General features: G+C 60.2%; 9 protein-coding genes. 5 read left to right on the top strand and 4 right to left on the bottom strand.

Features of this window, described 5'->3' with window-relative positions; genetic code table 11:
* Positions 1-50 precede the first annotated feature (50 nt).
* The gene (gene carB / locus WA367_RS11745) at positions 51-3,548 is read right to left on the bottom strand and encodes a carbamoyl-phosphate synthase large subunit (RefSeq protein WP_336056916.1); all 3,498 of its coding nucleotides are present in this window, start codon (positions 3,546-3,548) and stop codon (positions 51-53) included.
* Positions 3,549-3,822: 274 nt separating this feature from the next.
* A complete protein-coding gene (locus WA367_RS11740; protein WP_336056915.1) occupies positions 3,823-3,984 on the bottom strand; it encodes a hypothetical protein in 162 nt (53 codons plus the stop codon).
* A 212-nt stretch (positions 3,985-4,196) separates the two neighbouring features.
* Between WA367_RS11740 and WA367_RS11735 the strand changes: the two genes are divergently transcribed.
* The 4 genes from WA367_RS11735 to WA367_RS11720 all read left to right on the top strand — a co-directional run bounded on the left by WA367_RS11735 (position 4,197) and on the right by WA367_RS11720 (position 8,509).
* A complete protein-coding gene (locus WA367_RS11735) occupies positions 4,197-5,117 on the top strand; it encodes a LysR family transcriptional regulator (RefSeq protein ID WP_336056914.1) in 921 nt (306 codons plus the stop codon).
* 120 nt (positions 5,118-5,237) lie between these two features.
* On the top strand, positions 5,238-6,149 hold the full coding sequence (gene ypfJ / locus WA367_RS11730; RefSeq protein ID WP_336056913.1) for a KPN_02809 family neutral zinc metallopeptidase: 912 nt from the start codon (positions 5,238-5,240) through the stop codon (positions 6,147-6,149).
* Between the two features lie 38 nt (positions 6,150-6,187).
* Complete coding sequence (locus WA367_RS11725; protein ID WP_336056912.1) at positions 6,188-6,697, top strand: DUF2937 family protein; 510 nt, start codon at positions 6,188-6,190, stop codon at positions 6,695-6,697.
* 111 nt (positions 6,698-6,808) lie between these two features.
* The gene (locus tag WA367_RS11720; protein WP_336056911.1) at positions 6,809-8,509 is read left to right on the top strand and encodes a TadE/TadG family type IV pilus assembly protein; all 1,701 of its coding nucleotides are present in this window, start codon (positions 6,809-6,811) and stop codon (positions 8,507-8,509) included.
* Between the two features lie 60 nt (positions 8,510-8,569).
* Here the strand turns inward: WA367_RS11720 and carA are convergent, their stop codons facing one another.
* A complete protein-coding gene (gene carA, locus WA367_RS11715) occupies positions 8,570-9,772 on the bottom strand; it encodes a glutamine-hydrolyzing carbamoyl-phosphate synthase small subunit (RefSeq protein WP_336057120.1) in 1,203 nt (400 codons plus the stop codon).
* 308 nt (positions 9,773-10,080) lie between these two features.
* Between carA and WA367_RS11710 the strand changes: the two genes are divergently transcribed.
* Positions 10,081-10,530, top strand: coding sequence for a GatB/YqeY domain-containing protein (locus tag WA367_RS11710; protein ID WP_336056910.1), 450 nt, complete (start codon positions 10,081-10,083; stop codon positions 10,528-10,530).
* Between the two features lie 72 nt (positions 10,531-10,602).
* On the opposite strand, the gene WA367_RS11705 is transcribed toward WA367_RS11710, so the two are convergent.
* Positions 10,603-12,963 (bottom strand): bifunctional diguanylate cyclase/phosphodiesterase, encoded by a 2,361-nt coding sequence (locus WA367_RS11705; RefSeq protein WP_336056909.1) that lies wholly within the window; start codon positions 12,961-12,963, stop codon positions 10,603-10,605.
* Between the last annotated feature and the right edge of the window lie 55 nt (positions 12,964-13,018).

Below are 13,018 nucleotides of genomic sequence, written 5' to 3'. Positions count from 1 at the left end.
TTTAGGGTCTTTTATGTCCCTCTGGTTGTGGAGCGAGTAGCGGAGGGGCTTCACCCAAAATAGCCCTGCAGCGGCCTTACCTCCAGGCTGCCGGCCTTGAGGGCGGCGATGGCTTCGGCCACGGCTTCGGCGCCGGCCATGGTGGTGTAGTAGGGCACTTTCTGCATCAGGGTTGCGCGGCGCAGGGACTTGGAGTCCGAGACCGCCTTCTGGCCGTCGGTGGTGTTGAAGACGAGCTGGATCTGGCGGTTGCGGATGGCGTCTTCCACATGGGGGCGGCCTTCCAGAACCTTGTTGATCTTCTCGGCTTCCACACCATTCTCGCGCAGGAAGCGGGCGGTGCCAGAGGTGGCCATGACCTTGAAGCCGAGTTCTGCCAGACGCTTGACGGCGGGCAGGACGCGCGGCTTGTCGTCGTCGCGCACGGCGACGAAGACCGTGCCGGAACGCGGCAGGTCAACGCCAGCGCCCAGCTGTGCCTTGGCAAAGGCCAGCGCATAGTCGCGGTCGAGGCCCATGACCTCGCCGGTGGACTTCATTTCCGGTCCAAGCAGCGTGTCGACGCCGGGGAAGCGGGCGAAGGGGAAGACGGCTTCCTTGACCGCGATATGGCCAAGGTCGCGCGCATTCTGCTTCGTGCCATAGGGGCTGAAGGCGTCGTCGAGCTTTTCGCCGGCCATGATGCGGGCCGCGATCTTTGCGATCGGGCGGCCGATGGTCTTGGCGACGAAAGGCACGGTGCGCGAGGCGCGCGGGTTCACTTCGAGGACGTAAACCTCGCCATCCTTCACGGCATACTGGACATTCATCAGGCCGCCGACATTGAGCGCCTTGGCAAGGGCTGCCGTCTGGCGTTCCAGTTCGGCGACAAGTTCCGGCTCCAGCGAGTGGACGGGGAGCGAGCAGGCGCTGTCGCCGGAGTGAATACCGGCCTCCTCGATATGCTCCATGATGCCCGAGACATAGGTGCTCTCGCCGTCGGACAGGCAGTCGACATCAACCTCGATGGCTTCTGTCAGATAGGTGTCGAAGAGCAGGGGGTTCTTCGAAAGGAGCGTGTTGATCTGGCCGGTCTTGTCGGCGGGGTATTTCTGACGGATTTCCTCGGTGACGAGGCCCGGCACCGTGTCCAGCAGGTAGGTCTGGAGCTGGCTCTCGTCGTGGACGATCTGCATGGCGCGGCCACCCAGCACGTAGGACGGACGCACGACCAGCGGGAAGCCGAGTTCGGCGGCGATCACGCGCGCCTGCTCGACGGAGTAGGCGATGCCGTTTTTCGGCTGCTTGAGACCAAGCTTGGTCAGAAGCTTCTGGAAGCGGTCGCGGTCTTCGGCCAGGTCGATCATGTCGGGCGCGGTGCCGAGGATCGGGATGCCGGCCTTTTCAAGCGCGTCGGCAAGCTTGAGCGGCGTCTGGCCGCCAAACTGGACGATGACGCCGTGCAGCGTGCCGGCCTTCTGCTCTGCCTTCATGATCTCCAGAACATCCTCTGGCGTCAGCGGCTCGAAATAAAGGCGGTCGGAGGTGTCGTAGTCGGTGGAGACGGTCTCCGGATTGCAGTTGACCATGATGGATTCATAGCCCGCATCACCCAGTGCGAAGGCTGCGTGACAGCAGCAATAGTCGAACTCGATGCCCTGACCGATACGGTTCGGGCCGCCGCCAAGAATGACAACCTTCTTGCGGTCGGAAACGCGTGCCTCATCGGCCAGTTCGCCCGCGAAGGGCGTTTCGTAGGTTGAATACATATAGGCGGTGGGGGCGGCAAATTCGGCCGCGCAGGTGTCGATGCGCTTGTAGACCGGGTGCACGTCGAGCTTGTCGCGGAGGGCTGCCACCTTCTCCGTTTCGGTGCCTGCGAGGGAGGCGAGACGGGAGTCGGAGAAGCCCATGGCCTTGAGCATGCGCAGATTGGCTGCATCCTGCGGCAGGCCATGCTCGCGCACGCGCTTTTCCATCTCGATAATGGCTGCGATCTGTTCCAGGAACCACGGGTCGATGCGGCACATTGCGTGCACGTCTTCCAGCGACCAGCCCATGCGGATGGCCTGGGCGACCATGCGCAGACGGTCGGGCGTTGGGGTACCGAGTGCGGCACGAACGGCGTTCTTGTTCTCCGACGGGTCGCCATCGGGCTCGTAGCCGGGGATCTCGATCTCGTCGAGGCCGGTGAGGCCGGTTTCCAGACCGCGCAGCGCCTTCTGGAAGGACTCGGCGAAGGTGCGGCCAATGGCCATGACCTCGCCGACCGACTTCATGGCGGTGGAGAGCGTGTTGGAGGAGCCGGGGAATTTCTCGAAGGCAAAGCGCGGGATCTTGGTGACGACATAGTCAATCGACGGCTCGAAAGAGGCCGGGGTCGCGCCGCCCGTGATATCGTTTTCAAGCTCGTCCAGCGTGTAGCCGACGGCAAGCTTGGCAGCAATCTTTGCGATCGGGAAGCCGGTTGCCTTGGAGGCAAGGGCGGAGGAGCGGGAAACGCGCGGGTTCATCTCGATGACGACGAGACGCCCATTTTCCGGATTGACCGCGAACTGCACGTTGGAGCCGCCGGTTTCGACGCCGATCTCGCGCAGCACCGCAATCGAGGCGTTGCGCATGATCTGGTATTCCTTGTCGGTCAGCGTGAGCGCTGGCGCGACGGTGATGGAATCGCCGGTGTGAACGCCCATCGGGTCCACATTCTCGATGGAGCAGACGATGATGCAGTTGTCGGCGCGGTCGCGCACGACCTCCATCTCGTATTCCTTCCAGCCCAGAACCGATTCCTCGATCAGAACCTCGGTGGTGGGGGAGGCGTCGAGGCCGGACTGTACGATCTCGAAGAATTCCTCACGGTTATAGGCAATGCCGCCGCCGGTGCCGCCAAGCGTGAAGGAGGGGCGGATGATGGCGGGCAGGCCGACAAAATCCAGCGCCTGGGCGGCAAGCGCCATGGCGTGGTTCATGTAACGCTGCTTGCGATCCGTCTCACCGAGATTCCACTCGTTTTCGAGTTCGTCCAGCGCATCGTCGAGTTCGCTGCCGGAGAGCCTTTCCTTCAGCTCCTTGCGGCGCGCCTCATGCTTCTGGCGGTCGGCATTCTTCACGTCCGAAGCGTTGGCGAGCATGGAGCGCGGAGTTTCCAGGCCGATCTTGGCCATGGCCTCGCGGAAGAGCGAGCGGTCCTCGGCCTTGTCGATGGCGTCCGGCTGAGCGCCGATCATCTCGACATTGTAGCGCTCGAGCACACCCATGCGGCGCAGCGACAGCGCAGTATTGAGCGCCGTCTGGCCGCCCATGGTCGGCAGCAGCGCGTCGGGGCGTTCCTTGGCAATGATCTTGGCGACCACTTCCGGGGTGATCGGCTCGACATAGGTGGCGTCAGCCAGTTCCGGATCGGTCATGATGGTGGCGGGATTGGAGTTGACCAGGATGACCCGGTAACCTTCCTCCTTCAGTGCCTTGACGGCCTGTGTGCCTGAATAGTCAAACTCGCATGCCTGTCCGATGACGATGGGGCCGGCCCCGATGATCAGGATCGACTTGATGTCGGTGCGTTTTGGCATGGAATTATTCCCGTTCGTGCGTGCGGCTCCGAAGCTTCTCCCGTGCGAGCGCGCGGGGAGGCCGGAGGCGTTTGATGAATTGTCAGGCTAGGCGGGCCTTATAGGCAAAGGAAACGCGAAACGTAACCCCGAAAATGAGGAAATTGCCCTTGATGAACAGGACAATGGAGCCGGTTTCGGGTTGGCACTTCGCGAAGGCCCGAAACGCAAGGCGCCCGCCGGGCAGGGGGCTCGGCGGGCGCGGCACTTGAACTTGCGGTCCAAGCTTGGGAGCTTATGAGGCCTGTGGCAGGCGGCGGGGCGCGGCAAGGCGCGCGAATGCCCGGGACAGGCCGGTGAAAGCGGCGCGGAAGGCAGCGGAGCGCTCCTTGTTGGCCGCGCGGGCGATTTTGTGCAGCTGAGGGTTCGACCCCGTGCCCAAAGTGTAGTGCGACATGGAACCTCCTATGCCGAATCCGGCAGGAGCGACATCACCGCCCGCTTGGAAAGCAGGCCAGTGGATGACGCGCCCCGATCGGCGCAGATTTTGGTTTTCAAGAATTCGCTCGTACCTGCCGTTTCCGGTGGCCGATGCTTAAGTCTCCATATAGTTCAGTTGCGCGTGTACACAATAGAAAAGTTTTGTCTCTTTGTGTGATGTGAATTAACATGACGCTCATGAAACGCAGGCTTCCCAACCTCAACGCGGTCCGTGCCTTTGACGCGGCTGCACGCCACCAGAGCTTCTCGCGGGCTGCGGACGAACTCAACGTCACCCATGCTTCCGTCAGCCGCTACATCAAGAATCTTGAAGAGGAGCTTGGCGTAGAGCTCTTCGAGCGGCGGCACAGGCAGGTGGCGCTGACGCCTGCGGGGTCACGTTATGCGGAGATCGTGGCAGACGCGCTCATGCTCATCTCGATCGAGACCGGCACGAAGGCCACGCGAGATGCCAAGGGCAAGGTGGTGCTGGAATGCGACTCGGATTTCGCGCTTCTGTGGCTGATGCCGCTTCTGGAGGAAAACACGCTGGATGATCTGGATATCCAGCTTGAGCTGCGCTCATATTCGGAGCCGCCGCGCACCATCGCGCCCGACACAGATATCGCGATCACCTGGGGTCCGCTGGATGTTTCCGGTTTCAACCGCGAGCTCTTCCTCCACTTCACGTCATTTCCCGTCTGTGCGCCTCAGCTTGAAAGCCGTGTGCGTGAGGGTGGCCCGACATGCTGCCGGCTCATCCATGACCGCGGCATGAGTGCCTGGGATGAGGCACTGAAACGCAAGGGGGCGAGCGTGAAGGATGCCAAGAGCCATCTGACGTTTCACCGCACCTATCTGAGCCTGGATGCGGCGGTGCGTGGGCTTGGGGTGGCAATCGGTGACGATGTGACCGCGGCTGCCATGTTGCGCGCCGGGCGCCTGGTGCGCCCCTGCGGGCCAGACATGCCCGGACGCAAGGCGTTCTACATCTCTTCCACCGCCCGTCAGCCCATGCGTCCGCCCGTTGCCGCGCTGAAGGACTGGCTGATGGGGCAGGCCGAGCGCCATAGCGAATGGGCGGAAGCCATCAAGCAGCGGGGCCAGTGACATCGGTTTTCGGGAACCGGCCTTGATAAAGAAGCTTGTCTTCAGACAGATGTAATCTCTTTGTGGCTCATAGCCCGAATGTTCCCTAAGCTGGGATGCCTAATTTAGCAGGAGACACCGATGCGCTGGAAAGGCCGCCGTCAAAGCAGCAATGTCGAGGACCGCAGAGGGCGCGGCGGCGGGGGCATGTTTCCCGGCGGGCTTGGGCGGGGTAGGCGCATAAGGCTTCCCATGGGCGGTTCACGCCGGGCCGGTGGCGGTTTTTCCGGCATCATCATGCTGGTGGTGCTTTTCTTCGTCCTGCGCGCTTGCGGCATTGATCCGCTGGAAATGCTGTCGGGTGGCACGATGCAGGGCGCGCCCACGCAAACAAGGCAGCAGTCCACCCCGGCAAATGATGAGATGAGCCAGTTTGTCAGCGTGGTTCTGGCTGAGACCGAGGATGTCTGGAACGGCATCTTCCAGTCCCAGGGCATGGATTATGAAGAGCCGAACATGGTTCTCTTTTCCAACCAGGTGCAGTCGGCATGCGGTTTTGCGTCGGCTGCGACAGGTCCATTCTACTGTCCGGGTGACAACAAGGTCTATCTCGATCTGAGCTTCTTCGATCAGCTCGCGCGCAAGTTCGGTGCTTCGGGTGATTTTGCGCAGGCCTATGTGGTTGCGCATGAGGTGGGACACCATGTGCAGAACATTACCGGCATTCTGCCACGCTTCAACCAGATGCGTCGGAGCATGAGCCAGGCTGAAGCCAACGCAATGTCGGTTCGCGTTGAGCTGCAGGCGGATTGTTTCGCTGGCATCTGGGCGCATTACACCGCGCAGAAGGGGCTTCTGGAAGAAGGAGACATCGAAGAGGCGCTGAATGCGGCGAACCAAATCGGCGACGACACGCTACAGCGCCGCACACAAGGCTATGTGGTTCCCGAAAGCTTCAATCACGGCACTTCCGAGCAGCGCAAGGAATGGTTTGCGCGCGGACTGGAGAGCGGGCGCCTGCAATCTTGCGATACATTCAACAATCCGATCTGATCGGTGAGGCGGGGGCTTCAGCGAGGGAGTAGCCCGAGATGAAACCAAGCAGTGTGGTGGCTTTGGCGGCTGCCATTGCCGGTGGTGGTGTCACATCGCAGGCGCCGGAGTTCTCGCAGCAGTATCGTCAGCGCCTCCATGGTGCGCTGGACGAGATGCGTGCGGTCGTCGAGCGTTTCGATGCAGATGCGGCGCAAAACGGTTTGCAGCGCGAGGAGGCTCTGCAGCTATATGTGAACTCACAGGAGAATTTCCTGAGAGATCGCGGCATATCCATGCGCAATGTGCTCGAGCGTCATGAGAATCTCGAACAGCAGGCTGCGCATTTCTCTGCGCTGCCACCCGCCTTCCGGCCTGCAGCTCTTTTGAGGGTACCGGACAGAAAGCTGATGCAAAATGCGTGGCTGGATTTCGAGCCGGCGGTGCCCCTGACGCCTCACGGGCTCATCTGGGCGCTTATTGGAGCTGTGGTCGGGTTCTGTGTTGTAAAGTTGGCTGCGTTTCCGTTGAGGAAGAAGCGCAAGAATGTGCGGCCCAGACAAGCGTAATATTGCGCGCCGCAAGTAGTTTGTGGGTAGCGAAAAGTTTAACTATCCGATTGAGCGGTTTTTTAAGGCCTGCCTGCTAGCCTGAGAGGTAGTCTTAGGAGATGCGGGGCCATGAAAACACTCTCTCGACGCAGCTTGACGCGTAAATTGCGCAGCTTCCTTTCAAACCGTGCAGGCAACTTCGCCATGATGACGGCAATCGCCGTAGTGCCACTTGTTGGTGCTGCCGGTCTGGCTGTCGATTATGCGACGATGAGCCGTCTGCGAGCGGAACTGCAGCAGGCATTGGATGCCGCCGTTTTGGCCGTGGCGCAGAAGGGGGAAGATATTTCCGATGCGCAGGCGCGTGAGATTGCACGTGCTTACATGACGGGAAATATCGGCAACGCCTATCGCAATCTCGAAATCGTGCGCAAAGGCACATCGGTTACAATGACCGCAGATGTTGATGCGGACCTCGCTTTTGGCGGCATCTTCGGGATCGACAAGCAGGAGGTCGCAGCCGCATCCACTGCCGACATTGCTTATGCTTCGTACGAGGTTGCACTTGTGCTCGACACGACCGGCTCCATGCGGGGCGGCAAGCTGCAGAGCATGAAGGATGCAGTCGTGGGCATGATCGACGATATGTCGGGGCAGGTGAAAGACAGCGACAAGCTGAAATTTTCGCTCGTTCCTTTCGCCACATTCGTGAATGTGGGACCCGAACATGGGCCCGAGTTCGACGATAAGGGCAAGATCAAAAAGGGGACCGGGGCTCCCTGGCTCGACTTGAAGGGGAAGGTGGAACTGCCGGAACGCGAGCTCCTTCCCGGTCTCAGCCGCTTCGAGCTTTATCATCACCTCGGTCAGAAGTGGAAAGGATGCGTGGAGACGCGTTATCCGACCCGCAAGGGCAACCATGATGTGGATGACACGCAACCGACCAAGCGTGACAAGAACAGCTACTTTGTACCGACATTCGCCATCGATGAGCCGGATGATCGCTGGGGCAGGTGGGAGATATATGAAAACAACTATATCGATGACCCGTCGCTGCTCAAGAAGCTTGATGTGCTGGATAACAGCGAGAAGACCAAGAAGCTGAAGATCAAGCTGAAATATGAGGCGGAGCATCTTCTAGCAGGTGTTGTGCCACTGGGAGACGATGACGATGACGATGACGACAAAAAGATTCCCGGCGGCGGTGGCGACGGATCGGACGTAGTCGACGGTGGCAACGGACCCAAGATCCGCACCGACGGTGGTCGAGGACCGAATTTCCGCTGTGACGTAGAGCCGATCACGCCGCTTACCAGCAATTACGGTGAGTTGAAGCGCAAGGTGCGTGAGTTCAATGCGAGCGGAACGACCAATATTCTTGAGGGTGTGACCTGGGGGCAGCGCGTGCTCTCTCCGCATGAACCTTTCTCGGAAGGTCGGCCGAAACAGGGTAGTGACGGCAAGATCGAAAAGATCATGGTGGTGCTGACCGACGGCGCGAACAATTTCGGCAATCGCAATACCGCGTACGGCTCTTCATATTCGAGCTTCGGCTATGTGGTGGATGGTCGCCTGGGTGCCGTTGGCGGCTCAAGCATCACGCGCAACAAGATGAACGAGAAGACGCTGGAAGCCTGTACCAATGCGAAGGAAGACGGGACGATCATCTATACGATCCGTCTCGAGGAGCCTGACCGTGCCACAGGTGACATGCTGCAGAAATGCGCCAGCTCGCCCGGTCATTTCTTCGACGCGCCATCGCGCAGCCAGTTGAAGAATGTCTTCGAGCGCATTGGCGAGGATATCGTGAAACTGCGCTTGTCGAGCTGATCGATAACTGGTGCAGAAACAAGAAGGGCGGCCCGAGAGCCGCCCTTTTCGTATTCTGGATCAGCGTTCTTCCAGGGCCGGTTCGCCCTTACGCTCGCGCACGAGATTCATGAAGCGGCGGAAGAGATAGTGCGAATCCTGTGGGCCGGGGGAAGCTTCCGGGTGGTGCTGCACGGAGAAGACCGGCTTGCCGACAAGCGCGATGCCGCAGTTGGAATTGTCGAAGAGCGAAATATGAGTCTCTTCAACGCCTTCGGGCAGAGAGTTGCTGTCGACCGCGAAGCCATGGTTCATGGAGACGATCTCCACCTTGCCGGTGGTGTGGTCCTTGACCGGGTGGTTCGCGCCGTGATGGCCCTGATGCATCTTCACCGTCTTTGCGCCGAGCGCCAGTGCCAGAAGCTGATGGCCGAGGCAGATGCCGAAGATCGGAATGTCCGCCTTCAGAAGCTCCTTGATCATCGGCACCGCATATTCACCCGTTGCCGCCGGATCGCCGGGGCCGTTTGATAGGAAAATGCCATCGGGTTTGAGAGCCAGAACATCATCGGCGCTGCTTGTTGCAGGGACGAGCGTGACCTTGGCGCCGAGGCTTGCAATGAGGCGCAGAATGTTGCGCTTGACGCCATAGTCCACCGCTACGATATGGGTGGTCGGTTCCGCATTGTCGCCGTAGCCTTCATTCCACACCCACGGGGTTTCCGTCCAGGTGGAAGACTGGCCGGACGTGACGTCGCGAGCGAGATCGCGGCCTTCCAGCCCCGACCATTCGCGGGCCTGTTTCTTCAGGTCCTCGATGTCGAACTTGCCGTCTGCCGAATGGGCGATAACGGCATTGGCGGCGCCCTTTTCACGAAGAAGTGCTGTGAGCGCGCGCGTATCAACGCCCGAAAGTGCTACAATGCCGCGGCGCTTGAGCCATGCGTCTAGATGCTCGGCGGAACGGAAATTGGAAGGCTCGGTCATGTCCGCGCGGAAAATGGCGCCGACAGCACCCGCACGAGCGGCCGGGTTCAGGTCTTCGATGTCTTCTTCATTGGTGCCCACATTGCCGATATGCGGGAAGGTGAAGGTGACGATCTGTCCCGCATATGACGGGTCGGTCAGGATCTCCTGATAGCCGGTGAGGGCGGTGTTGAAGCACACTTCGGCGGTCGCGCTGCCGGTCGCTCCGAAGCCCTTGCCCTCGATCACTGTGCCATCTGCAAGGACCAAGAGCGCAGTCGGTTTCGTTTCGCCCCAGGGCGCGGTTGTGGTCGCCATCATTATCTCCATGCTAAATGCGCGCAGCCGGTGCCGGGCTTGAATTTTGCACCGCAACAAGCCATATGGCGCCGCGGGCTCGCGCCATCAAGCCGGAAGCAGGCAACCTGAGACCGGTGAAGCGCGTTTCATTCATGTCCATGCAGGGCGCGGACAATAGACGAAGGTTAACTTGCGGTCAATTGATCCGGGCAGAATGTTGGACGAGTACATAAGCAAAGAATTACAGCCACTTAAATGAACCAGATTCGGTTTGCCTCTAAAGGCAGTCAGCGGTATCTTCGCGGCTGTGACGGGAGATGAATGCCATGCGCGAGCAGATCGCACAGGCGTTGAAAGAAGCGGTCAAGAGCGAGGACAAGAGGCGCATATCAACGCTGCGCCTGATCCAGACGGCTATCAAAGACCGTGATGTTGCCAATCGTGGCGCGGGCAAAGACCCGGTCAGCGATGAGGAAATCACTGAGATCCTCATGCGCATGATCAAGCAGCGCAAGGAATCGGCCAAGGGGTTCGAGGAGGGCAACCGTCTCGAACTGGCCGAGCATGAGCGCGAGGAAATCGGCATCATTGCCGAATTCCTGCCCAAGCAGCTTGACGAGGATGCGCTTAAGCAGGTTTGCGCAGAAGTGGTCAGCGAGGTCGGTGCAGGCGGTCTGCGCGACATGGGTCGCTGCATGAATGCGCTGAAAGAGAAGCTTCCCGGCCGCATGGATGTGGGCAAGGCAAGCGGTATCGTGAAGAACATGCTGCGCTAGAGCGCTACGCTTCATGGAACAAAAAAATCCGGCCTCATCGGGCCGGATATTTTCTAGCAAGAGCGCCTTTCGTCAGGCAGCCACTTCCTTCTCGATATTTTCCAGTGTTGCCGGTCTTCCCAGATAGTAGCCTTGGCCGATCTGACAGAACTCGTCGGCGAGGAATTTCAGTTCGCCCGAGGTCTCCACGCCTTCGGCCAGAACGGGCAGGCCGAGGCCGCGGCCGATGCCAAGAACGGCCTTTACGATGGTCGCAGCCTGCTGGTTCGTGTCGACCTGGCGGATGAAGGAACCGTCTATCTTGATCTTGTCGAACGGGAATGCGCGCAGATTTGATAGCGACGAGTAGCCCGTGCCGAAGTCGTCCATTGCGACGCGCACGCCAATACCCTTGAGCTGACGCAGGGTTGCCAGGGCACGATGCATGTCACGAACCAGTGCGGTTTCGGTAATCTCCAGCTCGAGGCGCTGCGGTGCGAGGCCCGTATTGAGCAGGATCTGGTGCACCGTGAGTGCGAAGTGGGGGCTGTGAAGCTGGACGGGCGAGACATTGACGGCCACCGTCAGGGCCTCGTTCCACTTGGCAGCAGTGCGGCAGGCTTCCTGCAGGACCCATTCGCCGATCTGCACGATTGCGCCACTTTCCTCCGCAACCGGAATGAAGATGCCGGGCGAGACATTGCCGCGTTCGGGATGCGTCCAGCGCAGCAGGGCTTCGTAGCCGATGGTTTCTCCGCTATCGAGCTTCTTTTGCGGCTGGTAGACCAGGCTGAACTCCTTGCGGGAAACCGCATGGCGCAGCTCGTGCTCCATGATGCGGCGGGCACGCGCCTCCTGGCCCATTTCATGGTCATAAAGGCGGTAGGTGTCTCTGCCTTCCGACTTGGCGCGATAAAGTGCCGTGTCGGCGTAATTGACAAGGGTTTCCTGATCCGTCGCATCCTGCGGGTAAAGCGCAATGCCTATGCTCGTGGACATGAGGCCTTCGCTGGTGGCGCTGCGATTGGCTTCGCGAAATGCTTCCAGGATCTTTTCGGCAAGCCTGCCCGCATCGTTAGGGGTTGCGATGCCCGGTGCAATGATGGCGAACTCGTCACCGCCCAGACGTGCCACAAGATGGGTGTCTTCCAGAACGCTCTCCACGCATTTGGCGACCTTGCACAGCATGGCGTCACCGGCAGCGTGGCCGAAGAGGTCATTGACCTCCTTGAAGCGGTCGAGATCCATGCAAAGGACCGCGACGGACTGGCCTTCCGGCGTCGCATCCATCTCGGTTTTCAGGCGCGCATTGAAGCTTCGACGGTTGGGCAGGCCGGTCAGCGTGTCGTTCATGGCCAGCTTGCGGATATTGTCTTCTGCAGCCTTGCGTTCGCGAATGTCTCGCACCGCGACAGCACGGTGCGGGCGACCGAAATAGTCGATCGAGCGCAGGATGATCTCTACCGGGCGTTTGCTGCCGTCGGCGTGGTTGAGAAGGGTTTCGTAGATCGGCTCCTGGCCTTCATCCGCCTCGGCAACCTGGGTCATCTCGCCGAAAAGTGACGTGTAATCCTGACCGAGCAGGGCATTGTCGTCACGGCCCGACAGGGTGCTGAAAGCGTTGTTGGCAGTCACGATCTGTGTGCCATCGCACACGAGAAGCCCTTCGACGGCTGCATTGGCAAGGCCGCGCATGCGGTTCTCCTCCATCTGGACGCGGCGGGCGTCGCGGATGTCGAGCCAAAGGGCAACGGCTGTCAAAGCCAGGATCGTGAATGCTGCGGCTGCCACGCCGCCTGCCAGCCATTCGGCGGGAATGGAGCTTGGCGAAATTTCGATGGAGCCGTCGGGTATGATCGAGACCGCGCCCATGCCGGTGAAGTGCATCGAGCAGATGGCCAGTGTGAAGGTGAGGGCGCCAATGATCGTGCTGCGGCCACGATGGTTGGACTTGCGTAGAACCGTATGGGTTGCAATGGCACCCAATGTGACGCCGAGTACCAGTGATGCGGCGATGAAGCGTTCGTCCCAGACGAGGCGGCCCTGCACTTCGAATGCGGCCATGCCGGTATAGTGCATCGCCGCAATGCCTGCACCGGTGATCGCGCCGCCGACCAGGTGGTGGTCGCGGGTCGTGCCGCTGGTGGCCGTGCCGAAGCCAAGCGCGGAGGCAGCAACCGCAATCAGCAACGAGGCAAGGGTAAGAGGCACATCATAGGCGCTTGGAACATTGGGCGAGAAAGCGAGCATGGCAACGAAATGCGTGGCCCAGATGCCGAAGCCGAAGGAGGTGCCACATATGGCAATCCACGATAGGCGCATGAGGTTTTTGGCCTGGCGCGTGTGACGCAGGAGGCTGACGGCATTTATAGAAGCAATAAGGCAAATGGTGCCGGCCAGAAGGACCAGCCAAAGATTGTGTTGGTTTACGATGCAATTATAGACCGTCAGCATTATGAGCCCGCCCGATAGAATTGTTATAAAAGTTTCATAGAATGCAATTTGTTAG

This window comes from Nitratireductor sp. CH_MIT9313-5 (assembly GCF_037029545.1).
Classification (GTDB): domain Bacteria; phylum Pseudomonadota; class Alphaproteobacteria; order Rhizobiales; family Rhizobiaceae; genus Chelativorans.
The sequence above is the reverse complement of the archived record's forward strand: the minus strand, read 5'-3'. Positions and strand labels throughout refer to the sequence as shown.

Excerpts from the sequence above, each read along its gene's own strand:
- carB (WP_336056916.1), bottom strand. The coding sequence starts at position 3,548 with ATGCCAAAACGCACCGACATCAAGTCGATCCTGATCATCGGGGCCGGC.
- WA367_RS11740 (WP_336056915.1), bottom strand. The coding sequence starts at position 3,984 with ATGTCGCACTACACTTTGGGCACGGGGTCGAACCCTCAGCTGCACAAA.
- WA367_RS11735 (WP_336056914.1), top strand. The coding sequence starts at position 4,197 with ATGACGCTCATGAAACGCAGGCTTCCCAACCTCAACGCGGTCCGTGCC.
- ypfJ (WP_336056913.1), top strand. The coding sequence starts at position 5,238 with ATGCGCTGGAAAGGCCGCCGTCAAAGCAGCAATGTCGAGGACCGCAGA.
- WA367_RS11725 (WP_336056912.1), top strand. The coding sequence starts at position 6,188 with ATGAAACCAAGCAGTGTGGTGGCTTTGGCGGCTGCCATTGCCGGTGGT.
- WA367_RS11720 (WP_336056911.1), top strand. The coding sequence starts at position 6,809 with ATGAAAACACTCTCTCGACGCAGCTTGACGCGTAAATTGCGCAGCTTC.
- carA (WP_336057120.1), bottom strand. The coding sequence starts at position 9,772 with ATGGCGACCACAACCGCGCCCTGGGGCGAAACGAAACCGACTGCGCTC.
- WA367_RS11710 (WP_336056910.1), top strand. The coding sequence starts at position 10,081 with ATGCGCGAGCAGATCGCACAGGCGTTGAAAGAAGCGGTCAAGAGCGAG.
- WA367_RS11705 (WP_336056909.1), bottom strand. The coding sequence starts at position 12,963 with ATGCTGACGGTCTATAATTGCATCGTAAACCAACACAATCTTTGGCTG.